This is a genomic window from Piscinibacter sp. PDB5-1, assembly GCF_056676035.1.
The window spans coordinates 122,857-149,488 of record NZ_JBWVZL010000004.1; the positions used below are offsets into that span (position 1 = coordinate 122,857).

Sequence of the window (26,632 nt, forward strand, 5' to 3'; positions counted from 1 at the left end):
GCGATGAAGCCCTCACGACTCTTCTTCGCCCACGCGGCGGCCGTGCTGCTGCTCAGCGCCTGCGGCGGTGGCGGCGCGGACAGCGGCTTCGAGCCCGAGCCGCTCGACACCGCGGTGCCCGACTCGGCCACCGCGTCGAGCGAGGCCTACACGCAGTACGCGGTGCGGCAGATCGACCTCGACCTCACGCGTCCGCGCGGCGAGCCCTTGAACGTCGATGCGGTCACGGCCCCGCCGACCAGCGAAACGACCGAGCCGCTGCCTCTCGATTGAGCGGCCCCCGCGCACGCGGCGGCGGGCTGCCGTCGCCGCGTGCGCCCCGGGTCTTTCCACCCTGTTGTCTGGAGGTGCGGCCATGGAGCCTGCGCGTCTTCCCCTGTTCGCCCTGGCGCTGCTGGCGCTGGCGGCGTCTGCGCCCGCCGCGGCCGCGCCCTACACGCCGGCGCACGACGCCGCCATCGTCGAGACCCTGCCCACGCCGCTGGGCGCCAGCGAGCGCCAGCTGCGCCGCCAGTGGCAGCAGCAGCCGGCGCAACTGCCCCTGGCGCTGCGCCTCGCCCGCGACGCCATCGGCCGCGCCCGACGCAGCGGGGACCCGCGCGAGTGGGGGCAGGCGCAGGCCGCGCTCGCGCCGTGGTGGTCGTTGCCCGACGCGCCGGCCGCCGTGCGCCTGCTGCGCGCCACCGTGCGCCAGGCCGGGCACCAATTCGATCTGGCACTGGCCGACCTCGACGCGCTGCTGCGCGAGCCGGCCAGCACACCCGTGCCGCTGCGCGCGCAGGCCGAGCTGACGCGTCTGGCGGTGCTGCAGGTGCAAGGCCGCTGGCGCGAGGCCGAGGCCGCCTGCGAACGCCTGGGCGGCCCGCGCTACGCCGAGCTGGGCGCGGCCGTGCGCGTGCCGGCCGAGGCCTGCCGCATCGAGCTGGCCCACCTGCAAGGCCGCGCCCCGCACGCCGACCGCCAACTCGCCGCGCTGGCCGCCCAGGCGGGCTCGCAGGCCGGGTGGATCGCCCTCTTGCGCGCCGAGCTGGCCGAGCGTGCGGGCCAGCCCCAGGCCGAGGCGCGCTACCGCGAAGCCATCGCGGCCGACCCCGGCGTCTACGCGCTCGCGGGCTATGCCGACTGGCTGCTCGCCCACGACCGCGCGGCCGATGCCGCCGCACTCTTGTCCCCGCACCCGGCGGCCGATGCGCTGCTGCTGCGGCAGGCCATCGCCTGGCGGCGGCTCGGCGACCCGCGCGCGGCGCAGGCGGCCGCGACCCTCGCGGCGCGCTTCGAGGCCAGCGCGCAGCGCGGCGAGGGCAGCGCCCATGCACGCGAGCAGGCGCGCTTCGCGCTCGACGTGCAAGGCGACGTCGCCCGCGCCCTGCAGCATGCCGAGCGCAACTGGGCCACGCAAAAAGAACCAGCCGACGCCTTGCTGCTGCTGCGCGCGGCCGAAGCCGCCGGCCGCGCCGACGCGGGCGAGCCGGTGCGGCGCTTCATGCGCGAGACCGGCTGGACCGACGCGCGCCTGCCGCGCCCCGCCGCACCCGCACGGAGGCTGGCATGAGCCTGCGCCTGCTGCGGCAACTGGCGGCGGCCTGGACGCTGGCGTGCATCGCCCACCCCTTCGCGCACGCCCACCAGGCGAGCGACGCCTACCTGCACCTGCGCGTGCACGACACGCAGGTCGAACAGCGGCTGGACATCGCGCTGCGCGACCTCGACCGCGACCTGGTGCTCGACGCCGACGGCGACGGCCGCCTGAGCTGGGGCGAGGTGCGCACCCGCTGGGGCGAGATCGACGCGCTGGCCCAGCGCGCGCTCGCGCTCAGCGCCGGTGGCCGCGCCTGCACCGCGGGGCCGGCCGGGCCGGCGCAGCTCGACACGCACAGCGACGGCACCTACGCCGTGCTGACCCGCCGCTGGGCCTGCGCGGCGCCGGTGCACACGCTCGACGCGGTCTACACGCTGTTCGCGCAAACCGACCCCACGCACCGCGGCATCGCCCGCGTGCGCACGGCCGATGGCGAACACAGCGTGGTGCTGGTGCCCGGCCCCGGCGCGCACGGGCTGCTCGCGGGCGAGGCCGGCGCCGCGCGCCCGTGGGTGGGCTTCGTGGCCGAAGGCGTGCACCACATCCTGATCGGGGCCGACCACGTGCTGTTTCTCATCGTGCTGCTGCTGCCCGCCGTGCTGGTGCGCCAGGGTTCGACCTGGCACGCGGCGCCCTCGTGGCGCGCCACCGGCACCGAGGTGCTGCGGGTGGTCACCGCCTTCACGCTGGCGCACTCGATCACGCTCGCCCTCGCGGTGCTCGACGTGTGGAACCCACCCTCGCGCGGCGTCGAAACGCTGATCGCCGCGAGCGTGCTCTTTGCCGCCGCCAACAACCTGCGCCCGATGGTCAACGCGGGCCGCTGGAAGCTCACCTTCGCGTTCGGCCTGGTGCACGGCTTCGGCTTCGCCGGCGCGCTGAAAGACCTGGGCCTGGGCGGCGGGTCGCTGGCCGCACCGCTCGTCGGCTTCAACCTCGGGGTCGAGTTGGGGCAGCTCGCCCTCGTCGCGCTCGTGCTGCCGCTGGCCTGGGCCCTGCGCCGCACCCGCCTGTACCAGCGCGGCGTGCTGGTGGCCGGCTCGTCGGCCGTCGGCCTGGTGGCCCTGTTGTGGCTGGTCGAACGCGGCTTCGACCTTCAACGCCCCTGGCTGTGAACCCCCCGACGCTTGCCCACAATCCCGTTCATCCCACGACCTCGCCATGCACACCCCACCCCCCCTCACCACGAAGGGCTGCCGCCTGCTGCCGCTGGCCGCCGCGCTGTTGCCCGTCCTCACCCACGCCCAAGCCCCGGGGCCGGTCCAGCAACTCGAGCCGGTGCTCGTGCTCGGCCACTACGAGAACAGCGTCGGCTCGTCGGACGCCGCCAGCGAAGGCAGCGTCACCGCGCGGCTCATCGCCAACCGGCCCGCGCTGCGCCCGGGCGAGCTGCTCGAATTCGTGCCGGGCGTGATCGTCACGCAGCACAGCGGCGACGGCAAAGCCAACCAGTACTTCCTGCGCGGCTTCAACCTCGACCACGGCACCGACTTCGCCACCTTCGTCGATGGCATGCCGGTCAACATGCCCAGCCACGCGCACGGCCAGGGCTACAGCGACCTGAACTTCGTCATTCCCGAGCTGGTGCAGCGCATCCACTACCGCAAGGGCCCGTACTACGCCTCGGAGGGCGACTTCTCGCTCGCCGGCAGCGCGCGGCTGGCACTGGCCGATGCGCTGCCGCAGGGGCTGGCGCAGCTCACGCTGGGCCGCCACGGCTACCGCCGCGCGCTGCTGGCCGACAGCACCGCGCTGGGCCCGCAGGGCAGCCGGGGCAGGCTGCTGGGAGCGCTCGAACTGCAGGGCAACGACGGCCCCTGGCAGCAGCCCGAAGGCTTGCACAAGCTCAACGGCTGGCTGCGCTTCAGCCAACGCGGCGAAGGCACGACGCGCAGCCTCACTGCGATGGCCTACAACGCACGCTGGACGGCCACCGACCAGGTGCCGCAGCGAGCCGTCGAGGCCGGCACGCTCGACCGCTTCGGCACGCTCGACGCGAGCGACGGCGGCCGCACGCAGCGCATGAGCCTGTCGGCCCAGCAAACCACCGCCCTGACCGATGGCAGCTGGCAGGCCAACACCTATGCGATCGGCTCGCGCCTGAACCTGTGGTCGAACTTCAGCTACGCGACCGACACCGCCAACAACGACGGCGACCAGTTCGAGCAGGCCGAGCGGCGCCGCATCGTCGGCGGCTCGCTCAGCCGCATCTGGGACCTGAAGCTCGCCGGGCGCGACGCGCAGCTCACCGTCGGTGCACAAACGCGGCACGACCGCCTGGCCCCGGTCGGCCTGTACGACACGGTGCAGCGCCAGCGCACGATCACGCAGTCAGAGAGCCGCGTGCGGCAGACCCACTTCGGCGTGTACGGCGAACTCGCCGCGCCCCTGGCGCCGAAGTGGCGCGGCGTGGCCGGCCTGCGCGCCGACCACGCGCGCTTCAGCGTCGAGAGCAGCCGCCCCGACCTCACCGGCCGCGCGAGCGACACGGTGCTGTCGCCCAAGCTGTCGCTGGTCGCCGGGCCCTGGGCCCAGACCGAGTTCTTCGCCAACCTCGGGCGCGGCTTTCACAGCAACGATGCGCGCAGCACCACCGACCGCACCCGCGACGTGACACCGCTCGCTCCCGGGCGCGGGGCCGAACTGGGCCTGCGCAGCGAGGCCGTGCCGGGGCTGCAAAGCTCGCTGGCGCTGTGGCGGCTCGACCTGGACTCCGAGCTCGTGTTCGTCGGCGACGCCGGCGTGACCGAAGCCACCGGCGCCAGCCGCCGCCATGGCATCGAATGGAACAACCACTGGCGACTTGACGGCGTGGGCCTCAGGGGCTGGCTGCTCGACGCCGACTTCGCCGCCTCGAAGGCGCGCTACACGAACGCCGTGCCCGAAGCCCGGCGCGTGCCGGGGGCGGTCAACCGCGTCGTGTCGCTGGGCCTTGGCTACGGCGATGCGCAGACGCCGTGGTCGGCGCAGTTGCAGTTGCGCCACTTCGGCCCGCGCGACCTGGTCGAAGACGGCGCGGTGCGCTCGGCCAGCACCACGCTGGCCTACCTGCGCGGCGGCTGGCGTGTGGGCCCACGCGTGTCGCTCAACGTCGATGTGTTCAACCTCTTCAACCGCCGTGCCAGCGACATCGACTACGTCTACGAGTCGCAGCTGCCGGGCGAGGCCGCGCCGGTGACCGACCGGCACTTCCACCCGGTCGAGCCGCGCAGCCTGCGCGTCACGGTGGCTGTGCAGTGGTGACCGGCCACCGGCCACGTTGCGGCTTGCATCACACAAACCCCGCTGGAGCCCGCACCCAAGACGGCCGATAACCGGGGGATGTCCCTTCGCCTTCCGCTGCGCATGCTGTGCCGCGGGGCCGTGGCCCTGTGGGCCAGCGCCCTGGTCGCCCTGGCCTGCGCGGCCGAGCCGGTGCGACTGGACCCGGCGCGCGCCCCGCAGGCCATCGTCGCGCAGGCCGAGTGGCTCGAAGACCCTGGCCAGCGCCTCGACCTCGCCAGCGCGCGCCAGGCCACCGGCTGGCGCCGCACGCCGGGCACGGCGCTGGCGTTCGGCATCTCGCGCTCGGCCTACTGGGTGCGCTGGCGCATCGAGAACGCGAGCGAGCACGCGCAAGACGCCGTCATCGACCTCGGCCAGCCGCGCCACGACCTCGCCCACTGGCACGTGCTGCGCGACGGCGGCCGGCGCATCGACGGGGTCGTGCGCGGCGGCGACCGCCTGCCCTTCACGCAGCAGCCGCTCGACGAGCGCAACATCGCGCTGCCCTTCCGGCTGGCCGCGCGCGAGGCGGTCGAGGTCTGGGTGCGGCTGTCGACGCACGACGGGCTCTACGAAGCGCTGCCGGTCGCCCTGCACACGCGCGTCGGCTTCGAGGCCGCGATGGACACTGAGAACTCGGTGCTGATGCTCTTTCACGGTGCGGTGCTCGCGCTGGGCCTCTACAACCTGCTGCTGTACGCGGCCACCCGCGAGCGCGCCTTCGGCGCCTACGCGCTCTACATCGCATGGTTCATCGCCTGGAACCTCACCTCGCGCGGCTACGCGTGGCAGTACCTCTGGCCCGACGCACCGGGCTTCAACAACGACTTCCTGACCGTCGCCACGGCCGGCGTGTTCGCCTCGGTGGGCCTGTTCGCGCTGGTGTACCTGCGCCTGGCCGAGCAGGTGACGCGGCCCTGGCGGATCGCGCTGTGGGTGTTGATCGCCGCGAACCTGGGCGACGCCGCGCTCGCACTCACCGGCCACTACACGCTGGGCGTGGTGGTGGGCTGGGCCACCGGCCTGCCACTCGGGCTGCTGACGCTGGGGCTGGCCGCGTGGCTGGTGGCCCGCGGTTTTCGGCCAGCCCGTTTCTACGTGTTGGCCTTCACGCTGCTGTGCGTGGGCGCCGGGGCCTACATCGCGCAGATCGCCACGCTGGCCCCGACCAACTGGTTCACGACCTGGGGAATCCAGATCGGCTCGGCCTTCGAGGTGCTGCTGCTCGCGCTGGGCCTGGCCGATTCGCTCAACACGCTGAAGGCCGAGAAGCTGCAGGCCGAACGCCGCGAGCGCCAGGCGCAGCAGTCCCTCGCCACGCGGCTGGAGGGCGAGGTCAAAGACCGCACCCGCGCGCTGGAACTGGCCAACCGCCGCCTGCGCGACCTGTCCATCACCGACGAGCTGACCGGCGCCTTCAACCGCCGGCACTTCAACGACTTCTGCAAGCGCCTGCTCGAACAGCGCCCACGGCACGAGCCGCTGGCCTTCTGCATGTTCGACATCGACCACTTCAAGGACTTCAACGACTCGATGGGCCACCGCGCGGGCGACGAGGCCCTGCACGCTCTGGCGGGCGCCGTGCAGGCCGAGCTGCGTCGATCGGGCGACCTGCTCTTCCGCCTGGGTGGCGAAGAGTTCGGCGTGCTCTTCACCGCCACCTCGCCCGACGGCGCTCGCTACTTCGTCGAGCGGCTGCGCGAAGCCATCCGCGAACTGCGCATCACCCACCCGGGCAACCCGGCCGGCATCGTCACCGCCAGTTTCGGCGTGGCCTGGTGGGGCACCCCCGACACGGCGGGTCTGACACGTGACGAGTTGTACGCCCGCGCCGATGGCCTGCTCTACGGGGCCAAGGACGCGGGCCGCGACCGGGTCGCCGTGCAAGCGCTGTGAACCGCAATCCCCCGTGAAGAAGGGGATCGGGTCACGGGGTTTTGCCCTTGCCGCGGCGGCGGCTTCGCGGTGTCATCGGGCCGATCCCCCAGCGCCCGCAACGGCCCAGGCGCAGCACAAGGGTTGTGGTGGTGGCCGTGCACCGACCGGAGAAAGGTGCATGAACCTGCGCGACCTGCCCCAGCCCGTGCCCGATGTGTTCATTCGCGCGATGCAGGCGCGCCTGCTCGACGCGCTGCGCGGCGAAGCCCTCAACCGGCGCGTCGCGGTGCACGAGGGGCGCCAGACGCCCGAGGTTGCGGCCTGCCTGCTCGACCAGTTCAGCCAGGGCCTGCTGACGCTGTCGGACGTCATCGGCATCCCCATCGACCTGCGCACGACGCTCGACCACCTCTTGCGCGAGCTCGACCCCGACTTCGACGCGCACCGCATGCAACGCTGGCAGACACGCGACCTGGCCTTCACGTCACTGCGGCAAGAGCGCTGACGCCGGCACCACGGCACGCACCCAACATGCCTCGGGCGTGCGACGTGAACGGCATACTGCGCGCCCTGTGCCCTCGACACCGCCCGCATGTCCCCCGTCATCTCTGCCTCGCGCGAGCCCATTGCCATCCTCGGTGCTGGCGCCGTCGGCTGCTACTACGGCGCCCTGCTCGCCCGCGCCGGCCACCCGGTCACGCTGATCGGCCGCGCGCTGCATGTCGAGGCCATCGCCCGGCACGGCCTGCGCCTGCAGGCCCACGGCCTCGATGAACACATCGCCGTCGCCGCGAGCACCGACGCGAGCGCCGCACGCAGGGCCAAGACGCTGCTGTTCTGCGTCAAGTCCACCGACACCGAAACCGCCGCCGCCGAACTGCGTCCGCACCTCGACGCCGATGCGCTGGTGCTGAGCCTGCAGAACGGCGTGGACAACACCGAGCGCCTGCGCGCCGTGCTCACGCAAGAGGTGGCCGCCGCCGTCGTCTACGTCGCCACCGAAATGGCCGGCCCCGGCCACGTGCGCCACCACGGCCGCGGCGACTTGCTGATCGAGCCCTCGGGCCGCAGCGAAGCCCTGGCACAGGCCTTCACGCAGGCCGGCGCGCCCTGCGAGGTGTCGACCAACGTGCGCGGCGCGCTGTGGGCCAAGCTGATCGTCAACTGCGCCTACAACGCGCTCTCGGCCATCACGCAACGCCCCTATGGCGAGCTGGTGCAAAGCGTCGGCGTGCCCGAGGTGATGCGCGACGTGGTCGCCGAATGCCTGGCCGTGGCCCAGGCCGAGGGCGTGCAGGTGCCCGGCGACATGGCCGAGGCCGTGCGCCGCATCGCCGAGACGATGCCCGGCCAGCGTTCGTCCACCGCCCAAGACCTCGCCCGCGGCCGCCGCAGCGAGATCGACCACCTCAACGGCCACGTCGTGCGACGTGGCGAGGCCCTGGGTGTCGCCACGCCGGCCAACCGCGTGCTGCATGCGCTGGTGCGGGCGCTCGAGGGACGTGCGGGCGGTTGATCCACCCGCACCGGTAAGTTCTGCGTGCGGGCGTGTAGCCTTTGCCGGTGGTTTTGGGCCCGGACCACCGGACGCCTTACTCACAGCGTGAGCAGGTAGGCCGCCAGCGACTCCTTCTCTTGCGCGTTGAGCTTGAGCCCAAGCACGAGGTTGAAGAACTCGACGGTGTCGGCGAGCGTGGGCAGGCGTCCGTCGTGCAGGTAGGGCGGTGAGTCCTTGATGCCACGCAGCGTGAAGGTCTTGATCGGGCCATCGGGCATCAGCGTCATGCCGTTGCGCGATTCGCCGGTCTTGTAGAAGCGTTCGAGCTTCAGGTCGTGCATGGCGTTGTCCATGAACCCGGTCTGAGGCGCGTGGCATTCAGCGCAGCGCGCCTTGCCCATGAAGAGCTTCTCGCCGGCCAGCTCTTGCGGGGAGGCCTTGCCCGCGATCAAGCGCCCGGTGGGGTCGAGCTTGGGCGCAGGCGGGAAGTCGATGATGTTCTGCATCTGCGCCATCATGGCCACCTGGCTCGACCGGTCGGGCAGGTTCACGCCCTTGCGCGCCGCGCTGACGTGGTCGCCGTTGAAGTACGCGGTGCGCTGCTCGAACTCGGTGAAGTCTTCGATCGACCGCAGCGAACGCTTCGAGCCGTGGATCTGCTGGTTGAACATGCCACGCAGGCTGGTCGTGTCAAGGCGGAAGCGCGCTGCCTGCGGCCGCACGTCGGGCGTCAGGTGGAAGGCCGCGTTGCTGTGGAAGTTGGCGTGGCAGTCGAGGCAGGCCACACCCAGGCTGGGCGCGGCGACCTTGCGGTCTTCGGTGAAGTTGAACTCTTCTTGCGGAAAGGGCGTGAGCAAGAGCCGCAGCCCCTCCATCTGCACCGGGGTGACGATGCCGTTCATCAGCTCGTAGAAGTTGCGGATGTTCAGCAATTGCCCCTTGGACACATCGCCGAGGTCCGTGCGCGTGGTCAGGAAGATCGGCGGGGGGAACTCCGGCGTCAGGTGGTCCGGCAGGTCGAAGTCCACATCGAAGCGGCGCAGGTCGCGCTGCTCGGCACGGGCGATCTGGTCGATCTGCTGGGTGGGGAAGACCTGCCCACCGGTCGCATGCTTCACGTGCGGCAAGGGCTTGAAACCCTCGGGCAGCAAGTTGCGCTGCTTGATCTCGTCGGGGCTCATCGCAGCCAGCGCATCCCAGCTGACACCGCCGGGCAGCTTGACGCGCACGCCGCCTTGCACGGCCTTGCGCCCGCCCGACATCATCACGCCGGCAAGAGGCCGGTTCGACAGGTCGTAGCGCGCGCCGAACAGTTCGGCCTGCCGCTGCATCACCTGCGCTTTCTGCGCTTCGTCGTTGCGTTTGACCTCGGTGAAGGGCTGCGTGGGCAGCGGCCGGTAGGTGGTGTCGGGCGGCAGCGGGTCGGCCCAGGCACCGAGGCCGAGGGCGAGCGCAGGCAGCACCGCAAGCGGTGCCAAGGGGGCGAGCTTGAACATGGTGGGCCTCTCCTGATGGCCGGCCCACGAGGGCGTGGGCTCTTCTGTGGAACACGCGGCCCAGGGGCAAGCGACATGCCGGGACGAACAAGGGGTGAGGCCGCCGAAGCGGTGCGGGCCCCGCAGCCGTCACCCCGGCCCGGCCAGCTCTTTCATCGACAGCTTCAAGCGCTTGCGTCCGTCGGCGTTGGTGGCGCGCCAGGCCTTCAAGGCCAGCGCCAGAAACTGCTGTTCGGCCGCGCTCAGGCCCTGCGGCTCGTGCGCTTCGTCGAGCCAACCCGCGGCTTCGCCACAGGCCGCTTCGATCTGCCGCGCGAGCTTGTCGCCGATGGGGCGGCTGCTCTTGAGCTGGCTCCACATGCTGGGGCTGATCTGCAGCTTCTGCGCGAAGGACTGCTCCATGCCCTTGGGGGGCACACCGGCCCGCATCTGCTCTTCGGCGTAGCGCTGGAAGAGGGTCAGCACGTTCTGGCGGCGGTGAAGGGTGACGTTGGCGGGCACGTGAACGCAGGCGGGGTGGCGTGAGCGGGGCGCGATTGTCGCACCGGCCGGGCGACCAAGTGAAGAGTCTTTACCTTGTTCGTGGCCAGGGTCGGCGGGCCGGCTCCGTGCCGGAATGCCGGGCCGACGCCCCACCGCGAGACAACTCCTTGACGCACCACAAAACCGCTTCGACAGGGTCGCGGTGAAATGCCGGCCTTCGCATCCCTCGCGCTGGCCGGGCCTTGCGGCGCAACGCGCCCGCGGCCCTGCGGATCGGCGCTCTTGTCCATGACCGCCTCCATCGCCACGACCGCCCCGCGCGTGTCCCCCGCCCCCATCCCGCACCGCAAGGAAATTCGCGCGTGGATGCTGCCCATCGCCACCCGCAACACCGCGCACGCATTGGCGCTGGTCGTGCTCGATGTGCTGCTGTTCGCGCTCAGCATGGCCGCGACCGTGCTCGCCCCGCACCCGCTGTTGCAGGTGCTGGCCGGTGTGGCCGCAGGCTTCGTGATCGGGCGCCTGTTCATCCTCGGGCATGACGCGTGTCACCAGGCCTTCACACCGCACCGCACACTGAACCGCTGGCTCGGGCGCCTCGTCTTCCTGCCGTCGATGACGCCCTACAGCCTGTGGGAGGTCGGCCACAACGTCGTTCACCACGGCTACACCAACCTCAAGGGCTTCGACTTCGTCTGGGAGCCGCTCACGAAAGAACAGTACGACGCACTGCCCGGCGGCCGCCGCCTGCTCGAACGCCTGTACCGCAGCGGCTGGTTTCCGTGGCTGTACTACGGCGTCGAGGTGTGGTGGAAGCGGCTCTTCTTTCCGTCCAAGGCCACGATGCCGACCCGGCGCCCCGCCTTCATCGGCGACGGGCTGCTGGTGAGCGCTTTCGCGCTGGTGTGGATCGCCGCGCTGGTGCGGGCCGCAATCGCCACCGGCCAGTCGGTGGCGTGGCTGGTGGGCGTGGGCTTTGTGCTGCCTTTCCTGTTCTGGAACGCGCTGATCGGCTTCGTCGTCTACGTGCACCACACGCACACCGGTGTGGCCTGGTACGAAGACAAACCGAGCTGGGCCGCCGCGCAGCCTTTCGTCTCGACCACCGTGCACCTGACCTTCAAGGCGGGCATCGGCGGCGCGTTGCACCACATCATGGAACACACCGCGCACCACGTGGACATGAGCGTGCCGCTGTACCGCCTGAAAGCGGCGCAGAAGCTGCTCGAAGCGCGCATGCCAGGCCGCATCGTGATCCAGCCCTTCTCGTGGCGCTGGTACTTCGACACCGCGCGGCGCTGCAAGCTCTACGACTTCAAGCGCCACTGCTGGACCGACCACGCAGGACGCCCGACGAGCCGGTCGCTGTCGGGCTGAGCCTGCGTGTAGCCTGCGGGGCCTGTTCGTTCGATGGCCCCGCGACATGTCACGCACCCCACCCCTGCCCGCCTCTGCGCCGCGCGACGACGCGCACCCGATCGACCCGGCGATCCGCGCCGAGATCCTGAACAAGCTGGCGGCCGTGGAAGCCGAACACGGCGTGCGCGTGCTCTATGCCTGCGAGTCGGGCAGCCGCGGTTGGGGCTTCGCCTCACCCGACTCCGACTACGACGTGCGCTTCCTCTTCGTGCGGCCGGCGCGCGAGTACTTGCGCGTCTCGCCGGTGCGCGACGTGATCGAAGAAGCGCCCGGCCCGGTGTTCGACGTCAACGGCTGGGACTTGCGCAAGGCGCTGGGCCTGCTCGCCAAGGGCAACGCGACGCTGATCGAGTGGCTCAGCTCGCCGGTGGTCTACCGCGAAGACGCCGCCTTCATGGAGCGCTTGCGCGCCGCATCGGCCGCGGTGTACCGGCCGGTGCGTTCGTTCCACCACTACTTCTCGATGGGGCGCGGCAACTTCCGCGAGTACCTGCAAGGCGAGCAGGTGCGCGCGAAGAAGTACCTCTACGTGCTGCGCCCGCTGCTGGCCGCCCACTGGGTGCGCACACGCGACGACGCGCCGCCGATGGCTTTCGAAGACCTGGTGCGTGAGCTGGTGCACGACCCCGTCGTGCTGCGCGAGATCGAAGGCCTGCTCGCGCTCAAGCGCCAGAGCGGCGAGCAGGAATGGCTGCCCGCACGCCCCGCGCTCAACGCCTACCTGGACGCGCTCATCGCCGACCTGTCGACAGCCGACCCCGCCGCCGGCGAGGCCGAACTGCAGGTGCTCGACAACCTGCTCTACGAAACGCTGCTCGGCTGAGCGCGACCTCGCGTCAGGCCAGGCCGTGCTGCTTGAGACGGCGGTGGTCGAGCTGGCGCTTGGCGGCGGCGTGCACGTCGCATCGGCCATAGAGCTTGCGCAGTTCGCCAGCGGTCTGTCCGCTGACCATGCGCTTGAGCACGTGGTCGTAGACGTGTGTATCGGCTGGCATCGGCTTCAGCGTCACCTCGAACCACAGGCCGTCGAGGCGGTGCCATTGGCTATTGGCCGGCATGCCCGGCAGACCGACGCGGCGATCCGCCTCGCAGGCGTGTTGCTTCACCTCGTTGGCAAGGCGCCGCGCGTGAGCCGCACGCTCGCGCGCCCGGTTGACCAGCAGGATGCCCGTGCGCGGGTGCACGTACATCGACTGCCGCGCCTGGGCGAGCGGCACGAGATCGCCCCATCGCCACACGTACACCGCGTCGTCACGCCACAGCGTCTCGATGGCCACGCGGTCGTCGATGTGCTGGAAGAGGTGGTTCTGCACCACGTTGCGCCGGTCCAGCCCCGCGCACAGCTCACCGTAGACCTTGGCCCACGGCCGGTTGACCTGCTGGCGCAGGTAGCGGTACAGCGGGCCGAGGTGTTCGCCGAAGTGCTTGCGGCTGATCGCGTCGCTGCGCATGCCGCGGTGCGACACGCCACCTTCGCCATCAGGGTCGATGGCGTGGCGCAGTTTGCGACGGCTGCCTTTCAGCGCGTCGGCGTAGGACCGGCCGCTGCGGGGCGACTCGACCAGCACCTTGTCCATGTCGTCACGCATGACAGCCTCCTTGGCCCGCGTGCGACCGCTTCAGAGTGCCCATGAGGGGCTCCTTCGAGATCAAACAACGCCTGGCGAAAAAGGACTCGAACGACGCCGCACCCTTCCGCGCATGAGCGGTGTGTGGATGCAGGAGGGCGGAGGCAGTGGCTTCGTCCTCGACGTCGCGAACGGTCGGCACATCGACCGTCGCGCGCCAGGCGTTGGCGCAACGGTCAGTGCATCAGGGGATGGCACTGCGACATGGGTCGGTTGCGGGTCTCGTGATGGAAGGCGCGGATGGTAGTGACGCGCCGAGGATTGTCAAGAGTCTTTACTTTTGATCGTCAACGCGCGGCGACCTGCTCCCAGCTCAGGCCGAACTTGTGCAGGTACTTGCGCAGGCGGTCGGCGTCGTTGACCACGCTGCGCTGGGTGCGCGACACGTCGAACAGCTGGCGGCCCGCCTCGGACAAGCTGCGCACGCGGCGGCACACGCGCACCACCGCTTCGAGTTGCAGGCGGTCGAAACAGTCGATGGCACCCAGCGCGTCGGCATCGAGCAGCGCGTGCAGGTCGACATCGCCCGGCGCCGCCTCGCCGCCTTCGTCACGCCGCCACAGCCAGCGCAGGCGTTCGATCTCGGCATCGACCAGGCCCTCCGAAATGCGCCCGCCTTCGGCCAACGTCGCCAGCCGCGTGACGCTGGCGCTGAGGTCGCGGAAGTTGCCGCTCCAGCGCGCCTCGGGCGATTGCGCGAAACGCAGGTAGCGCGCCTTGGCCTCGGCGCTGAAGCGCGCGGCGTGGCCCGTGTCTTGCGCGCTCGCGATCAGCAGGTGATCGACGTTGGGCTCGATGTCTTCGACGCGCTGCGCGAGGCCGGGCAGGTCGTAGGTCCACAGGTTGATGCGCGAGAACAGGTCGTCGCGGAAGCGCCCCGCCGCCACCTCGGCACGCAGGTCGCGGTTGGTGCCGGCGATCAGCTGGAAGTCGCTCTCGACCTCGCGGTCGGCACCGACCGGGAAGAAGCGCTTTTCTTCGATCGCCTTGAGCAACATGGCCTGCTCGTCCAGGCCAAGTTCGCCGATCTCGTCGAGAAAGAGCAGGCCGCCATCGGCCGTGCGCAACAGGCCTGCGCGGTCGCTCATCGCGCCGGTGAACGAACCCTTCTTGTGGCCGAACAGCGTAGACGCTGCGCCGTCTCCGCGCAGCGTGGCGCAGTTCACCTCGACGAAGGCGCCTTCGATCTGGTGGCGCGACTTCTTTAACTCGTACATGCGCCGCGCAAGGAACGACTTGCCCGCGCCAGTGGGCCCCGCGAGCAGGATGGGCGCACGCGAGCGCACAGCCACGCGCTCGATCTCGTCGATCAGCGCGTTGAAGCGCGCGTTGCGCGTCGCGATGCCGCTCTTCAAGAAGGCCACCGCGTCGCGTCGCTCTTGCCCGAAGCGCTGCGCGATGTGGTCGTAGCGCGAGAGGTCGAGATCGATCACGGCCATGCTGCCGGGGTCGCCTTCGCGCTGGCGCTTGGGCGGCGCAGTCTGCAGCAACACACCCGGCACGAGGCGCGACTCGACCAGCAAGAAGAGGCAGATCTGCGCGACGTGCGTGCCGGTGGTGATGTGCGCCCAGTACTGCTCGCGCTCGGGGTCGAAGCGGTAAGCCTTGGCCCAGTCGTAGAGGGCGGCGTAGACCTCGCCGAAGTCCCACGGGTCGGCCAACTTGATCTCGACCAGGTTCACCTTCGTCTCGGGCGAGACGCTGGCGATGTCGGCCTGCAGTTGTTTCGCCAGCTCCAGGTGCGGCGGCGTGTACAGCAGCTCCAGCCGGTGGATCACGACGTCGGCGTGCTGCGTCAGCGAGACGGTGGGTCGCCATTTCTCCCACCGGCCGGCGCCACGGCCAGAGTCGAGTTGGGTGCCCAGGAAGCCGATGACGACGTTTTGTCTTTTCATCATTTTGGCTAATTAACTAGCCAAAATGATAGCCCCACACCCTTGCTCGTCAAGACCACCCGGCACACAGTCCTTTCAAATCAATGACTTAGCAAACCACCCCTGCCTGGCACAGCCCATGCGAAAGACAAGGCGTTCATCGCAAGCGACGGAACGCTCGCAGGCCGGGGTTGGGACGCAGGTTCGCCCCACCGGTGCCGGGGGACCGAGGTGCAAGCCTCGTGGTTCGTCGGCATGCCGCGCCGCGTGAGCGATGGGCAGGGCCAGCAGTGGTTGCACCGCTTGCGGCGCCAGGTTCGACTCCTGGGTGGCCCACCAGTCTGTAGCTCAGTCGGGTAGAGCGGCCCCTCGGGGCTTGTCGCGGGTTCGATTCCCGCCAGACCTCTGGCTTAAACAGCCATTGAAGCAACCGGTCGAAAGACCGACCCGCCGAACGCGGATGGCGCGCGGCCAGCCTCGGCATCTGCCGAGGCTGCGACGCGAGCGATCCGTCAGCGGTGGTGGCCCGAGTGGCAATACCGCCGGGCGCATGCCCGCAGCCAGCGACGCGGGGGCTCCCTGAGCCCCGCAACGCGCACTGCGAAGCCCGCGCCATGGCGCCCGCCCACCCGCCGCCACCGCTGTAACGGCCCCCTTTTTTGTGGAGCAAAGGAGAAGAAGAACATGAAGATGCAACGTGTGACCGTGAAGAAGAACGAACGCGCCCTGCTGCTGCGCAACGGCGACTTCGAGCGTGTGCTGCAGCCGGGCTCGCACTGGCTGTTCGGCGGCTTCGACCAACTGCGTGTCGAAAGCTTCAGCATCGACCAACCGGCGTTCACGCACGGTCTGGCCGACTACCTGTTGGCCAAGGAGCCCGAGCTGGTTGCGGCCGAGTTCGTGCGTGTCGAACTGACCGAGCAGCAGGCCGGCCTGCGCACGGAAAACGGCGTGCTCGTCGAGGTGCTGCCGCCCGCCACGCGCCGCCTGTACTGGAAGGGACTGGTCGACGTGCGCGTCGAGGTGGTCGATCTGGCCGCCTCGGCCGAGTTGCCGGCGCCGCTGGTGTCGCGCCTGACCCAGAGCCAACTGCGCCAGCGCGCCGTGGGCGGGCTGGCTGGTGTGCTGCAAGTGCAGGTGCCCGAGCACGGCGTGGGGGTGCTGTGGATCGACGGCAAGGTCGAGCGCCTGCTGGAACCCGGCGCCTATGCGTACTGGAAGTTCAACCGCAGCGTGTCGGTGGATCTGGTCGACCTGCGCTTGCAGGCGGTGGAAGTGGCGGGCCAGGAGATCCTCACCCGCGACAAGGTCGGCCTGCGCCTGAACCTCAGCGCCACCTACCGGTTCACCGATGTGCGCGTGGCCTTCACCCAGTTGCACAAGCCGATGGAGCACCTGTACCGTGAACTTCAGTTCGGCCTGCGCGCCGCCGTGGGCACCCGCACGCTGGACGAACTGCTGGAGAACAAGACCGTGATCGACGACATCGTGGGCGCCCACGTGAAGGCGCGGCTCGCTCCGTACGGCATCGCGCTCGACGGCGCGGGGGTGAAAGACATCGTGTTGCCGGGCGAGATGAAGACCATCCTCGCCCAGGTGGTCGAGGCCCAGAAGTCGGCCGAGGCGAATGTCATCCGCCGCCGCGAAGAGACGGCGGCGACGCGTTCGCTGCTGAACACCGCCAAGGTGATGGAAGACAACCCCACCGCCCTGCGACTGAAGGAACTTGAAACGCTGGAGCGCGTGGCCGAGCGCATCGACAAGATCTCCGTCTATGGCGGACTCGACAGCGTGCTCAACGGGCTGGTGAAGCTGCGCTGACACGCATGCAATGAAAACGGGCGGGGCCGCATCGAAGGCTGCGGACTCGCCCCATCAAAAAGAGACGAACCAATGGAAAACCCAACTTCTCACAACACCCACCACGTGCCCGGCGGTGTGCCGGTCAAGATGTGGACGCAGGGCGTGCCGGTCGAAGACGAGGCCAAGCGCCAACTGGAAAACGCGGCGCGCCTGCCGGTGGTCTTCAAGCACATCGCCGCCATGCCCGACGTGCACCTGGGCATCGGCGCGACCGTGGGCTCGGTGATCCCGACCCTGCGCGCGATCATCCCGGCCGCGGTCGGCGTGGACATCGGCTGCGGCATGATGGCCTGCAAGACCACCCTGAGTGCCAACGACCTGCCCGACAACCTCGCGCCGCTGCGTGCCGCCATCGAGCGCGCCGTGCCGCACGGCCGCGCACCCGGTGCGCGCGACCCGGGCGCCTGGGGCAAGGTGCCCGGCGCGGTGGACACGGCCTGGTCGCAGCTCGAACCCGAGTTCACCGAGCTGTGCCGCGACTACCCGAAGCTCGCCAAGACCAACAACCGCAACCACCTGGGCACGCTGGGCACCGGCAACCACTTCATCGAGGTCTGCCTCGACGAGGAAGGCTTCGTGTGGTTCATGCTGCACTCGGGTTCGCGCGGCGTGGGCAACGCGATCGGCACGATGTTCATCGAGTTGGCCAAACAAGACGCGATGCGCACATGCGCCAACCTGCCCGACCGCGACCTCGCCTACTTTGAAGAAGGCGCGCGCTACTTCGGCGACTACGTGCGTGCGGTCGGCTGGGCGCAGAAGTTCGCGCGACTCAACCGCGAGGTGATGATGCGCCGCGTGATCGAGGCCGCGAAGACGGTGATCCGCCAGAACTTCCAGGCGCACATCGAGGCGGTGAACTGCCACCACAACTACGTGCAGAAGGAAACGCACTTCGGCGAAGACGTCTTCGTGACCCGCAAGGGCGCGGTGAGCGCCAAGAAGGGCGAGCTGGGCATCATCCCCGGCAGCATGGGCGCGCGCAGCTACATCGTGCGCGGCAAGGGCAACCCCGAGTCGTTCGAGAGCTGCTCGCACGGCGCGGGCCGCACCATGAGCCGTGGCGAAGCCAAGCGCCGCTTCACGCTGGCCGACCACCGCGCGGCGACCGAAGGCGTCGAGTGCCGCAAGGACAAAGACGTCATCGACGAGATCCCGATGGCCTACAAGGACATCGACGCGGTGATGGAAGCCCAGCGTGACCTGGTCGAGGTGGTCCACACCTTGAAGCAGGTGGTGTGCGTGAAGGGCTAGCAACGGGCGCGGTGCCCAAAGGAGTTGCCATGAAGAGCGGCAAGCAGCGCCGGGCCGAGATCAAGGCCAGGCGCTTGGAGCGGGCCCTGTCGATGCAAGGGTCGGACACAGGCCGCATGCCCACCCAGCTGCCGGCGGGGGCGGTTTGGGTGGACCGTGACAAGCTGGCGCACAACAACACTTACGGCCTGCTGCCGATCTTCTATGTGGACCACATCTTTCGCTGCCGCGACTGCGGCTCGCAAGAGGTGTGGACAGCCAAGCAGCAGAAGTGGTGGTACGAAGACGCGCAGGGCAACATCAACAGCACCGCGGTGCGCTGCCGACCCTGCCGAGGCGTCGAACAGGCGCGCAAGGCCGAAGCGCGCCGTGTTTCCGAAGAAGGCCTGCAACGCAAACTCGAAGCCAGGAAGGCCGGCACCTGACCGGCCCGCAATGAAAACAACACAAGGGAGGAACCATGATCGAACTCGATGGCAGCCAGGGCGAAGGCGGCGGCCAGATCCTGCGCACGGCGCTCGCACTGAGCATGTGCACCGGCCACCCGATGCACATCGACCACATCCGCGGCAAACGGCCCAAGCCGGGCCTGATGCGCCAACACCTGGCCTGCGTGCAGGCGGCCCAAGAGCTCAGCGATGCCGACGTGCAAGGCGCCGAACTCGGCTCGCAGACGCTGCGCTTCGAACCCGGCCGCGTGCGGGCCGGCGACTACCGCTTCTCGGTGGGCACGGCCGGCAGTTGCACGCTGGTGCTGCAGACCGTGCTGCCGGCCTTGATGCTCGCCGCCGAGCCCAGCCGTCTGACGCTGGCTGGCGGCACGCACAACCCGATGGCCCCGCCGTACCACTTCATCGCCCGCAGCTTCACGCCCTTGCTGCGTCGCATGGGTGTGGGCCTCGCGCTGCGCCTGCAGCGCCATGGCTTCTACCCGGCCGGCGGCGGCGAGTTCGAAGCCCTCGTCACGCCGGCGGCCGACCTGCAACCCTTCGACCTGACGACGCGGGGCGAGCTGCGCGAGGCGCAGGCCGAGTGCCTGATCCCCGCGCTGCCGCGCAGCGTGGCCGAGCGTGAACTGCAGACGCTCGCCGGCGCACTGGGCTGGGCGCCCGAGCAGTTGCGCGTGCCCAGCCTGCGCGCGAACGAAGGCCCGGGCAACGCCTTGATGGTGACGCTCGAACACGCGCACGTCACCGAGGTGGTGACGGCCTTCGGCGAGAAGTCGGTGAGCGCCGAGCGCGTGGCCATGCAGGCCGTGCGCGAGGTGCGCGCCTACCAGGCGTCGGCCGGTGCGCTGGGCCCGCACCTGGCGGACCAGCTCGCGCTGCCGCTGGCCCTGGCCGTGCACCGCACGGGCCGCGCCGCGCGCTACAGCTTCACCGAGCTGACCGCACACACGCAGACCAACTTCGACGTGATCGGCCGGTTCTTGCCGGTGCGCAGCGACGTGAGCGGCAGCGATGCCGAGGGCTGGACGGTGCGCATCGCCCCACACTGAGCACGTTTCAGCACACCCAACAAAACGGGCCGCGATGCGGCCCGTTTTTCGTTCAGCGCCAATCGGCGCTCAGCGTGTTGCCGTGGCCTCGCTCAGCTCGATCTTCACCTGCAAGACTTCGAGGTCGTCTTGCCGTTCGAGCATGACCTTGATGTCTTCGGGTTTGACCGAGACGTACTTCGAGATCACCGCCAGCAGCTCTTTCTGCAGCTCGGGCAGGTAGTCGCGGCGGCTGCTCAGGGCAGAGCGTTCATGCGCGAGGATGATCTGCAAGCGCTCTTTGGCAACGCTTGCGGTCTTCTTCTTCTCGCCCAGCAGGAATGAGAGCAAAGACATCGTGCTCACCTCCCACCGAAGATGCGCTTGAGCAGGCCCGGCTTCTGGAAGTCGGTGAAGCGCATCGGGCGGCTCTCGCCGAGGAAGCGGCCCACCACGTCCTTGTAGGCCTCGGACACATCGGTGCCCTTCAGGTGCACCGCCGGCACGCCCTGGTTCGACGCGTCGAGCACGGTCTCGGACTCGGGGATCACACCCAGCAGCGGGATGCGCAAGATTTCCTGGATGTCTTCGAGCGACAGCATCTGCCCGCCCTGCACGCGGCCGGGGTTGTAGCGCGTGATGAGCAGGTGCTCTTTGATCGGGTCGCCGCCTTCGATGGCGCGCTTGGTCTTCGACGACAACATGCCGAGGATGCGGTCCGAGTCGCGAACCGACGAAACCTCGGGGTTGGTCACCACCAGCGCTTCATCGGCGAAGTGCATCGCCATCAGCGCGCCGGTCTCGATGCCGGCCGGCGAGTCGCACACGATGTACTCGAAGCCCATCTCACCCAGGTCTTTGAGCACGCTTTCGACGCCGTCCTGCGTCAGCGCTTCCTTGTCGCGCGTCTGCGAGGCGGCCAGCACGAACAGGTTGTCGCACTGCTTGTCTTTGATGAGCGCCTGGTTCAGGTTGGCTTCGTTGTGGATGACGTTGATGAGGTCGTACACCACGCGGCGTTCGCAGCCCATGATGAGGTCGAGGTTGCGCAGGCCGACGTCGAAGTCGATGACGGCGGTCTTGTGGCCGGCGAGCGCGAGGCCCGACGCGAAGCTCGCGCTGGTGGTCGTCTTGCCGACGCCTCCCTTACCCGAAGTGACGACGATGATTCTGGCCATGGGGGTTGGATCCTTTGCTGGTGACTCGTGGAAGGCGAAGGCCCGAGAGAGTTCGATGAAGTGCTGAAACCGTTCAGACGGCGATGGGCTCGATCAGGAGCTTCTCGCCGTCGAGCCGCACCTGCGCGGGCTTGCCCTGCACCGCGTCGGGCAAGGCGTTTTCGCTGGTGCGGTAGATGCCTGCGATGGACACGAGTTGCGGCTCCATGCAGGTGGTGAAGATGCGCGCCTGCGTGTTGCCGCTCGCCCCGGCGATGGCACGGCCGCGCAAGGGCGCATAGATGTGGATGTGGCCGTCGGCAATGACCTCGGCGCCGAAGCTCACCGCGGCCATCACGACCAGGTCGGCACCGCGTGCGTAGACCTGCTGGCCCGAGCGCAGCGGGCGATCGACCACGACGGTGGGCTTGGCCCCGGGTTCGCGCGCGGCCGGCGCCTCGGCGGCGGGCTCGGGCGGCGTGGTCTCGTCGGGCTCGGCCGCGGCGCGGGGCCGGGGGCCGGGCTGCACGCCCTCGGGCGCTTCGGACAGGCCGGCGTCGAGCGCTGCGGCCATCTGCTCGCGGCTGCCGCCCTTGACGGCCACCGGCACCACCTGCTGCTCGCGCAGCAAGGCCGCGACGGCGGCGAAGTCGATGGGCTCGTTCGACTCGCGCAGGGCCGACACGTCGATCACCACCGCGTCGCGGTCGAAGATGCCCGGCGAGTCGGCCAGCAAGGCGCTGAACTCGGTCCGCAGCCGCGCCAGATCGGCCGTCTTCAAGACGACGCTGATCAGGGTCAGCGCCGCGCTCTTCAACTCGAAGGCCGCGTTGCCGGCGGGGGGTCGGGAGGCAGCCGTCATGCGTGCGTGAAGCTCGGTGTTGCAAAGCCCGGCAGTTTAGGGCTTGTTCACCCCCTGACGCCTCGGTAGCCAACGCGTTGCGGGTGAATACGCCCACATTCCCGCCCGCTGCGTGAGGTTGCGCGCCCACCCCTTGAACGCGACGGGGTTTCGGGCGCACGATGCGCGGGCCGTGTGGCCCTTGCCGCATGAGGAGACACCCGTGGCCCTGCCCCATGCCCATCCCCTCGACGTGATCGACCTGCCGCGTGTCGGCCCCGACGCCGAGCGCGCCATCAGCCGCAGCCTCATCAAGACCGAGAGCATCCAGTTGCTGCACCTCGTGCTGCGCGCCGGCCGCCAGCAACCCGACCACCACGTGGACGACGCCTGCACCGTGCAGTGCATCGACGGCGAGGTCGAGGTGCTGATGCCCGACGAGCGCCGCATCTTGCGCAGCGGACAGTTGCTGGTGCTGCCCGGCCGCCAGCGCCATGCGCTGCGCGCACGCGAGGACTCGTCGCTGCTGGTCACGCTGCTGCTGCACCAGGGCGACGCCAGCCTCAGCGGCGACGGCGGCACGGCGCAGGTGCGGGCGCAGCACGCGGCCGCCCAAGGCGCCTGAGCCCGGCCTGCGCACCGCCGGCAGCCGGCGGTGCGAGCTATCCTCGCCCGCGCATGACGGACGAGGAGCCCTGGGCCACATGACATCGAGCACGACACCGAGATGGATCCTGAGCGCCCTGCTGTGCGCCGCGGCCCCGGGCGCCCAGGCCGATGAGGTGCTGGTGGCCGTCGCCGCCAACTTCGCCGGGCCGATGGCGCAGATCGGCCAGCGCTTCACCGCCGCGACCGGGCACACGCTCAAGGTCTCGACCGGGGCCACCGGCAAGTTCTACAGCCAGGTGGTGGCCGGTGCGCCGTTTCAGGTGCTGCTCGCGGCCGACGACGAAACCCCGCAGCGCCTCGTCGCCGAAGGCCACGCGGTGGCCGGCACGGCCTTCACCTACGCCATCGGCCAGCTCGCGCTGTGGAGCCCGCAAGCCGACCTGGTGGACGCCCAGGGCGCGGTGCTGCAATCGGGCCGCTTCACCCACCTGGCCATCGCCAGCCCCAAGGTCGCCCCCTACGGCCGCGCCGCGATGGAGGTGCTGCAGGCGCGTGGATTGACACAGGCGCTCACGCCCCGGCTCGTCACCGGCGAGAGCATCGCGCAGGCCTACCAGTTCGTCGCCACCGGCAACGCGCAGCTGGGCTTCGTGGCGCTGTCGCAGGTGCAGGCGCCGGGCAAGCCGGTGACGGGCTCGCTGTGGCGCGTGCCGGCCTCGCTGCACCAGCCCATCCGCCAAGACGCCGTGCTGCTGAAGGCCGGCGACAAGAGCGCCGCCGCACGCGCGCTGCTCGCGCACCTGAAGGGCGCCGACGCGCGCGCGCTGATCCAGGCCCACGGCTACGGCGCGCCCACCACCCCCTGACCGCATGACCGACGCCGACTGGGTCGCCATCCGGCTGACCGCCGAACTCGCCGCCACCACGACCGTGCTGCTGCTGATCCTCGGCACGCCGATCGCGTGGTGGCTGGCCCGCACGCACTCGCGCATCAAGCCGCTGTGGTCGGCCCTGGTGGCCATGCCGCTGGTGCTGCCGCCTTCGGTGCTGGGCTTCTACCTCTTGCTGCTGATGGGCCCGCAGGGGCCGGTCGGGCAGTTCACGCAATGGCTCGGGCTGGGGCGCCTGCCCTTCACGTTTGCCGGGCTGGTGGTCGCGTCGATCCTCTACTCGCTGCCCTTCGTCGTGCAGCCATTGCAGCAGGCCTTCGAGGCCGTGCCCGAACGCGCGCTCGAAGCCGCTGCCACGCTGCGCGCCGGGCCCTGGGACCGCTTCTTCAGCATCGCCCTGCCGCTGGCACGCCCGGGCTTCATCACCGCCGGCGTGCTGGGCTTCGCGCACACGGTGGGCGAGTTCGGCGTGGTGCTGATGATCGGCGGCAACATCCCCGGCGCCACGCGCGTCATGTCGGTGGCGATCTACGACCACGTCGATGCGACCGAGTTCGCCGACGCCCACCGGCTCGCGGGCGTGATGGTCGCCTTCGCGGCCACGGTGCTCGTCACGCTGTACTGGCTGAACCGCCCCCGGCACAGCCACGCGCCCGGGGCCACGCGGTGATCGACGCCACGCTGCGCCTGCCCCGGCGCGACTTCGTGCTCGACGTGGCGCTCGCGCTGCCCAGCCGCGGCGTGACGGCCCTGTTCGGCCCCTCGGGCTGCGGCAAGACCACCGTGCTGCGTGCGCTCGCCGGCCTTGAGCGTGCCGCCGGCCGCGTCGCACTCGACCACGAGGTCTGGCAGGACGACGCCCGGCGCCTCTTCGTGCCCACGCACCGCCGGCCGCTGGGTTATGTGATTCAAGAGGCCGCGCTCTTCCCGCACCTGAGCGTGCGCGCCAACCTCGACTACGGCCGACGGCGCAGCGGCCCCGCGGCACCGCACACGCTCGACGCGGCCGTCGAGCTGCTCGGCATCGGCGCCTTGATGGAGCGCCGGCCCGACACGCTCTCGGGCGGCGAACGCCAGCGCGTGGCCATTGCCCGTGCGCTGGCCACGCAGCCCCGGCTGCTGTTGATGGATGAGCCGCTCGCCGCGCTCGACGCCGAACGCAAGGCCGAGGTGCTGCCCTACCTCGAACGACTGCAACGCACGCTGGCGATGCCCATCGTCTACGTCACGCACGCGATGGAAGAAGTCGCCCGGCTGGCCGACCACCTGGTGCTGCTGCGCGACGGCCGCGTGCTCGCCAGTGGCCCCACGGTCGAGCTGCTGTCGCGCCCCGACCTGCCGCTCGCCCCGCGCGACGAAGCCGGCGTGGTGATCGACGCCGAGGTGTGCGAGCACGACCCGGCCTTCGGCCTGATGCGCATCGCCGCCGACGGCCTGGGCCTGTGGGTGGGCGGCGCTTCGGTGCCGCTCGGCGAGCGCGTGCGGGCCTCGGTGCTCGCGCGCGACGTGAGCGTCACGCGCGAGGCGCCGCGCGAGACCAGCATCCTCAACGTGCTGCCGGTCACGCTCGAATCGCTGCACGTGCACGGCAACACCGTGCTGCTGCGGCTGGCGCCGCGCGGTGCACGCCCCGAAGCACCCGTGCGGCTGCTCGCGCGCATCACGCGCAAAAGCTGCGAGACCCTGCGGCTGCAGGCTGGCGACGCGCTGCACGCGCAGGTGAAGGGCGTGGCGCTGATGTGAGCTGAATCGGCGCGCCCGCGGCACTGCCCGAAAGCACAGTGCCAGGCCACCGCCCCGCGGCGCATGCTGCCCGCCCGCCACCCCGGCGGCGAAGGCAACCCATGAACGACCCGATGACCGCGCACCCGCCTGGTTGCGCCACCCACGCGGCCACACCCCAACAACTCGCGATCTGGCTCGACCTGCAATGCGGCGCGAGCGCGGCCTCCTACGCCGTGGGCGGCTGCCACTGGATCGACGGTGACATCGACGCCGCGACCCTCGCCCAGGCCATCCACCAGGTCGTGGACCGGCACGACGCGCTGCGCCTGCGGTTGGTCGACACGCCCGCCGGCTTGCAGCAGGTGCTGCGCGCGGCGGTGCCGGTGGTGCTGGCGCAGGGCGATTGCCGCGGCGCACCGCACCCCGAAGCGCAGGCACGCCACTGGATGCAGACGCGTCTTGAACAAGGCTTCACAGTGGGCGATGACGAGCCCCTGTTCGCGTTCGCGCTGCTGCGCGTCGGCCCGCAGCGCGTCGCGGTGATGGGCGTGTTTCACCACCTGATTGCCGACGGCTGGTCGGCGGCGCGCGTGACACAAGACGTCGCCGCCACCTACACCGCGCTCGTGCAGCAGGCACCGCCACCGCCGATCGATGCCCAGGGCTACACCACCCACCTGCAGGCGTGCCAGGCGCATGCGCAATCGGCGCGTGCCACCGCCGATGCGACCTATTGGCCAAGGACGGCATCGCCCTTCTCGGGATCGACGATGCGCTCGCCGGTGCCTGCGCGGCCTATCCAGTAGCGCACGCGGCGTGGGCCCCCGCCGAAATCACGCTCGTGGATGATCGCGTAGCGGCGAAACGGCAGCAGCGTGTGCACGACCGTCAGCACTTGCGTCAAGCACACGAGCTCGCCGGCGCCTGCATCCGGTGCCAAGCCGCGCGCGCTCCCCGCCATCCAGGGCGTGGGTGGGGTCTCGATGAGAAATGACAGGGTCATGGCGTACCTCAGAGACAAAGGGGGCATGCGCCCGGCAGACGTTCGAAGATCGGCTTTTCTGTGCCACGGCAGCGTGGATGAATCTTGCTCACGCACATGTCGGGACCATGAAGGGTGGTTCGGGTGGAGCGGGCATTCGCCCCACGTGAAGACCTGACATGGTTTTCGACGTTCACGTCGGTTCTAGAGGTGAGGCCCAGCCCCGCTCCACCGCATGTGGCGAGATGGAGCGAGGCGGACTCTGAACCTTGCCCACATGGCAAGGTCAAGCACGCCGCACCGCTGGCCCTTCCGGTTTTGGGGGCATGGGGGCATGCGGTCAGTGGGTCCCCGGCGCGCGATCGCGAGGGTCGCTGCGCGTGCTGGCGATGACGCGCGCGCACGGCGCATGAGGGCCGTGCTGCGAATCGGATGCATTGCGGACGACACGCGGGCATCGCTCGGCGCCATGGACCGCTAGCCCTCGGCAGGTGTTCAGTCGTTCAACGCGGGGCAACAGCGATCGCCGCGTCTTAGAAACGACAAAGCCCGCACGAGGCGGGCTTTGAGGGTGCTTCACAGCACCGATGTTTTGGTTGCGGGGGCTGGATTTGAACCAACGACCTTTGGGTTATGAGCCCAACGAGCTACCAGACTGCTCCACCCCGCGACTGAGCCGACGATCATAGCACAGGCTTGGGGCATCAGACACGGT

The 26,632-nt window shown here is 70.1% G+C and carries 26 protein-coding genes and 2 tRNA genes; 19 read left to right on the forward strand and 9 right to left on the reverse strand.

The genetic code is table 11. The features are described from left to right. Positions 1-3: 3 nt before the first annotated feature. From AC1KAT_RS16715 to AC1KAT_RS16745, 7 genes are all read left to right on the forward strand, one after another. Positions 4-273 (forward strand): hypothetical protein, encoded by a 270-nt coding sequence (locus tag AC1KAT_RS16715; protein ID WP_480328017.1) that lies wholly within the window; start codon positions 4-6, stop codon positions 271-273. A gap of 82 nt (positions 274-355) precedes the next feature. Next, positions 356-1,552 carry a hypothetical protein gene (locus tag AC1KAT_RS16720; RefSeq protein WP_480328019.1) on the forward strand — a complete coding sequence of 399 codons (1,197 nt, stop codon included), beginning with the start codon at positions 356-358 and terminating at the stop codon, positions 1,550-1,552. Beyond that, positions 1,549-2,694 carry a HupE/UreJ family protein gene (locus tag AC1KAT_RS16725; protein ID WP_480328021.1) on the forward strand — a complete coding sequence of 382 codons (1,146 nt, stop codon included), beginning with the start codon at positions 1,549-1,551 and terminating at the stop codon, positions 2,692-2,694. The genes AC1KAT_RS16720 and AC1KAT_RS16725 overlap by 4 nt, the downstream gene beginning before the upstream one ends. A 46-nt stretch (positions 2,695-2,740) precedes the next feature. Beyond that, positions 2,741-4,822: a TonB-dependent receptor gene (locus tag AC1KAT_RS16730; RefSeq protein WP_480328023.1), complete on the forward strand. Its 2,082-nt coding sequence runs from the start codon at positions 2,741-2,743 to the stop codon at positions 4,820-4,822. A 78-nt stretch (positions 4,823-4,900) separates the two neighbouring features. Continuing rightward, positions 4,901-6,739 carry a sensor domain-containing diguanylate cyclase gene (locus AC1KAT_RS16735; protein WP_480328025.1) on the forward strand — a complete coding sequence of 613 codons (1,839 nt, stop codon included), beginning with the start codon at positions 4,901-4,903 and terminating at the stop codon, positions 6,737-6,739. 160 nt (positions 6,740-6,899) lie between these two features. After that, positions 6,900-7,226 carry a hypothetical protein gene (locus tag AC1KAT_RS16740; RefSeq protein WP_480328027.1) on the forward strand — a complete coding sequence of 109 codons (327 nt, stop codon included), beginning with the start codon at positions 6,900-6,902 and terminating at the stop codon, positions 7,224-7,226. Between the two features lie 87 nt (positions 7,227-7,313). Continuing rightward, positions 7,314-8,237 (forward strand): ketopantoate reductase family protein, encoded by a 924-nt coding sequence (locus AC1KAT_RS16745; protein WP_480328029.1) that lies wholly within the window; start codon positions 7,314-7,316, stop codon positions 8,235-8,237. 80 nt (positions 8,238-8,317) lie between these two features. Here AC1KAT_RS16745 and AC1KAT_RS16750 read toward each other — a convergent pair whose 3' ends face one another. Both AC1KAT_RS16750 and AC1KAT_RS16755 read right to left on the reverse strand, forming a co-directional pair. Then, complete coding sequence (locus tag AC1KAT_RS16750; protein WP_480328031.1) at positions 8,318-9,715, reverse strand: hypothetical protein; 1,398 nt, start codon at positions 9,713-9,715, stop codon at positions 8,318-8,320. Between the two features lie 129 nt (positions 9,716-9,844). Next, entirely contained in the window at positions 9,845-10,216 is a 372-nt protein-coding gene (locus tag AC1KAT_RS16755; protein WP_480328033.1) for a hypothetical protein, read from the reverse strand. A 270-nt stretch (positions 10,217-10,486) separates the two neighbouring features. On the opposite strand from AC1KAT_RS16755, the gene AC1KAT_RS16760 reads away from it, so the two are divergent. Next, the gene (locus AC1KAT_RS16760) at positions 10,487-11,575 is read left to right on the forward strand and encodes a fatty acid desaturase (protein ID WP_480328035.1); all 1,089 of its coding nucleotides are present in this window, start codon (positions 10,487-10,489) and stop codon (positions 11,573-11,575) included. A gap of 46 nt (positions 11,576-11,621) precedes the next feature. Beyond that, positions 11,622-12,440, forward strand: a complete 819-nt coding sequence (locus AC1KAT_RS16765; RefSeq protein WP_480328037.1) for a nucleotidyltransferase domain-containing protein — start codon at positions 11,622-11,624, stop codon at positions 12,438-12,440. 13 nt (positions 12,441-12,453) lie between these two features. On the opposite strand, the gene AC1KAT_RS16770 is transcribed toward AC1KAT_RS16765, so the two are convergent. Together AC1KAT_RS16770 and rtcR are read right to left on the reverse strand one after the other, a co-directional pair. Continuing rightward, complete coding sequence (locus AC1KAT_RS16770) at positions 12,454-13,206, reverse strand: hypothetical protein (protein ID WP_480328039.1); 753 nt, start codon at positions 13,204-13,206, stop codon at positions 12,454-12,456. 326 nt (positions 13,207-13,532) lie between these two features. Further along, positions 13,533-15,140 (reverse strand): RNA repair transcriptional activator RtcR, encoded by a 1,608-nt coding sequence (rtcR, locus tag AC1KAT_RS16775; protein WP_480328519.1) that lies wholly within the window; start codon positions 15,138-15,140, stop codon positions 13,533-13,535. A gap of 316 nt (positions 15,141-15,456) precedes the next feature. Between rtcR and AC1KAT_RS16780 the strand changes: the two genes are divergently transcribed. From AC1KAT_RS16780 to rtcA, 5 genes are all read left to right on the forward strand, one after another. Continuing rightward, a tRNA-OTHER gene (locus AC1KAT_RS16780) sits at positions 15,457-15,525 on the forward strand. A gap of 278 nt (positions 15,526-15,803) precedes the next feature. Further along, entirely contained in the window at positions 15,804-16,940 is a 1,137-nt protein-coding gene (locus tag AC1KAT_RS16785; RefSeq protein ID WP_480328041.1) for a slipin family protein, read from the forward strand. A gap of 72 nt (positions 16,941-17,012) precedes the next feature. Beyond that, complete coding sequence (locus AC1KAT_RS16790; protein ID WP_480328043.1) at positions 17,013-18,236, forward strand: RtcB family protein; 1,224 nt, start codon at positions 17,013-17,015, stop codon at positions 18,234-18,236. A gap of 29 nt (positions 18,237-18,265) precedes the next feature. After that, complete coding sequence (locus tag AC1KAT_RS16795; protein WP_480328045.1) at positions 18,266-18,661, forward strand: zinc-ribbon domain containing protein; 396 nt, start codon at positions 18,266-18,268, stop codon at positions 18,659-18,661. A 35-nt stretch (positions 18,662-18,696) separates the two neighbouring features. Beyond that, positions 18,697-19,734: an RNA 3'-terminal phosphate cyclase gene (gene rtcA / locus AC1KAT_RS16800; protein ID WP_480328047.1), complete on the forward strand. Its 1,038-nt coding sequence runs from the start codon at positions 18,697-18,699 to the stop codon at positions 19,732-19,734. Positions 19,735-19,803: 69 nt separating this feature from the next. Here the strand turns inward: rtcA and minE are convergent, their stop codons facing one another. The 3 genes from minE to minC form a co-directional block, all read right to left on the reverse strand. After that, positions 19,804-20,070, reverse strand: a complete 267-nt coding sequence (gene minE, locus AC1KAT_RS16805) for a cell division topological specificity factor MinE (RefSeq protein WP_480328049.1) — start codon at positions 20,068-20,070, stop codon at positions 19,804-19,806. Between the two features lie 5 nt (positions 20,071-20,075). Next, positions 20,076-20,891: a septum site-determining protein MinD gene (minD, locus tag AC1KAT_RS16810; RefSeq protein WP_480328051.1), complete on the reverse strand. Its 816-nt coding sequence runs from the start codon at positions 20,889-20,891 to the stop codon at positions 20,076-20,078. Positions 20,892-20,964: 73 nt separating this feature from the next. After that, complete coding sequence (gene minC, locus AC1KAT_RS16815) at positions 20,965-21,732, reverse strand: septum site-determining protein MinC (protein WP_480328053.1); 768 nt, start codon at positions 21,730-21,732, stop codon at positions 20,965-20,967. Between the two features lie 202 nt (positions 21,733-21,934). Here minC and AC1KAT_RS16820 point away from each other — a divergent pair, with 202 nt between their 5' ends. The 5 genes from AC1KAT_RS16820 to AC1KAT_RS16840 all read left to right on the forward strand — a co-directional run bounded on the left by AC1KAT_RS16820 (position 21,935) and on the right by AC1KAT_RS16840 (position 25,741). Beyond that, positions 21,935-22,336, forward strand: coding sequence for a cupin domain-containing protein (locus AC1KAT_RS16820; protein WP_480328055.1), 402 nt, complete (start codon positions 21,935-21,937; stop codon positions 22,334-22,336). Between the two features lie 79 nt (positions 22,337-22,415). Continuing rightward, the gene (gene modA / locus AC1KAT_RS16825; RefSeq protein ID WP_480328057.1) at positions 22,416-23,186 is read left to right on the forward strand and encodes a molybdate ABC transporter substrate-binding protein; all 771 of its coding nucleotides are present in this window, start codon (positions 22,416-22,418) and stop codon (positions 23,184-23,186) included. Between the two features lie 4 nt (positions 23,187-23,190). Beyond that, entirely contained in the window at positions 23,191-23,880 is a 690-nt protein-coding gene (gene modB, locus AC1KAT_RS16830) for a molybdate ABC transporter permease subunit (RefSeq protein ID WP_480328059.1), read from the forward strand. Further along, entirely contained in the window at positions 23,877-24,953 is a 1,077-nt protein-coding gene (gene modC / locus AC1KAT_RS16835) for a molybdenum ABC transporter ATP-binding protein (protein WP_480328061.1), read from the forward strand. Before modB ends, modC begins: the two co-directional genes overlap by 4 nt. Before the next feature lie 101 nt (positions 24,954-25,054). Then, positions 25,055-25,741, forward strand: a complete 687-nt coding sequence (locus AC1KAT_RS16840; protein ID WP_480328063.1) for a condensation domain-containing protein — start codon at positions 25,055-25,057, stop codon at positions 25,739-25,741. Here AC1KAT_RS16840 and AC1KAT_RS16845 read toward each other — a convergent pair. Then, a complete protein-coding gene (locus AC1KAT_RS16845) occupies positions 25,666-25,938 on the reverse strand; it encodes a hypothetical protein (RefSeq protein WP_480328065.1) in 273 nt (90 codons plus the stop codon). The genes AC1KAT_RS16840 and AC1KAT_RS16845 overlap by 76 nt on opposite strands. Before the next feature lie 572 nt (positions 25,939-26,510). Beyond that, positions 26,511-26,587, reverse strand: a tRNA-Met gene (locus AC1KAT_RS16850). Between the last annotated feature and the right edge of the window lie 45 nt (positions 26,588-26,632).

Bases quoted from the DNA above. Each gene is read 5' to 3' on its own strand.
- AC1KAT_RS16715 (WP_480328017.1), top strand. From the start codon at position 4: ATGAAGCCCTCACGACTCTTCTTCGCCCACGCGGCGGCCGTGCTGCTG.
- AC1KAT_RS16720 (WP_480328019.1), top strand. From the start codon at position 356: ATGGAGCCTGCGCGTCTTCCCCTGTTCGCCCTGGCGCTGCTGGCGCTG.
- AC1KAT_RS16725 (WP_480328021.1), top strand. From the start codon at position 1,549: ATGAGCCTGCGCCTGCTGCGGCAACTGGCGGCGGCCTGGACGCTGGCG.
- AC1KAT_RS16730 (WP_480328023.1), top strand. From the start codon at position 2,741: ATGCACACCCCACCCCCCCTCACCACGAAGGGCTGCCGCCTGCTGCCG.
- AC1KAT_RS16735 (WP_480328025.1), top strand. From the start codon at position 4,901: ATGTCCCTTCGCCTTCCGCTGCGCATGCTGTGCCGCGGGGCCGTGGCC.
- AC1KAT_RS16740 (WP_480328027.1), top strand. From the start codon at position 6,900: ATGAACCTGCGCGACCTGCCCCAGCCCGTGCCCGATGTGTTCATTCGC.
- AC1KAT_RS16745 (WP_480328029.1), top strand. From the start codon at position 7,314: ATGTCCCCCGTCATCTCTGCCTCGCGCGAGCCCATTGCCATCCTCGGT.
- AC1KAT_RS16750 (WP_480328031.1), bottom strand. From the start codon at position 9,715: ATGTTCAAGCTCGCCCCCTTGGCACCGCTTGCGGTGCTGCCTGCGCTC.
- AC1KAT_RS16760 (WP_480328035.1), top strand. From the start codon at position 10,487: ATGACCGCCTCCATCGCCACGACCGCCCCGCGCGTGTCCCCCGCCCCC.
- AC1KAT_RS16765 (WP_480328037.1), top strand. From the start codon at position 11,622: ATGTCACGCACCCCACCCCTGCCCGCCTCTGCGCCGCGCGACGACGCG.
- AC1KAT_RS16770 (WP_480328039.1), bottom strand. From the start codon at position 13,206: ATGCGTGACGACATGGACAAGGTGCTGGTCGAGTCGCCCCGCAGCGGC.
- rtcR (WP_480328519.1), bottom strand. From the start codon at position 15,140: ATGAAAAGACAAAACGTCGTCATCGGCTTCCTGGGCACCCAACTCGAC.
- AC1KAT_RS16785 (WP_480328041.1), top strand. From the start codon at position 15,804: ATGAAGATGCAACGTGTGACCGTGAAGAAGAACGAACGCGCCCTGCTG.
- AC1KAT_RS16790 (WP_480328043.1), top strand. From the start codon at position 17,013: ATGGAAAACCCAACTTCTCACAACACCCACCACGTGCCCGGCGGTGTG.
- AC1KAT_RS16795 (WP_480328045.1), top strand. From the start codon at position 18,266: ATGAAGAGCGGCAAGCAGCGCCGGGCCGAGATCAAGGCCAGGCGCTTG.
- rtcA (WP_480328047.1), top strand. From the start codon at position 18,697: ATGATCGAACTCGATGGCAGCCAGGGCGAAGGCGGCGGCCAGATCCTG.
- minE (WP_480328049.1), bottom strand. From the start codon at position 20,070: ATGTCTTTGCTCTCATTCCTGCTGGGCGAGAAGAAGAAGACCGCAAGC.
- minD (WP_480328051.1), bottom strand. From the start codon at position 20,891: ATGGCCAGAATCATCGTCGTCACTTCGGGTAAGGGAGGCGTCGGCAAG.
- minC (WP_480328053.1), bottom strand. From the start codon at position 21,732: ATGACGGCTGCCTCCCGACCCCCCGCCGGCAACGCGGCCTTCGAGTTG.
- modA (WP_480328057.1), top strand. From the start codon at position 22,416: ATGACATCGAGCACGACACCGAGATGGATCCTGAGCGCCCTGCTGTGC.
- modB (WP_480328059.1), top strand. From the start codon at position 23,191: ATGACCGACGCCGACTGGGTCGCCATCCGGCTGACCGCCGAACTCGCC.
- AC1KAT_RS16840 (WP_480328063.1), top strand. From the start codon at position 25,055: ATGAACGACCCGATGACCGCGCACCCGCCTGGTTGCGCCACCCACGCG.
- AC1KAT_RS16845 (WP_480328065.1), bottom strand. From the start codon at position 25,938: ATGACCCTGTCATTTCTCATCGAGACCCCACCCACGCCCTGGATGGCG.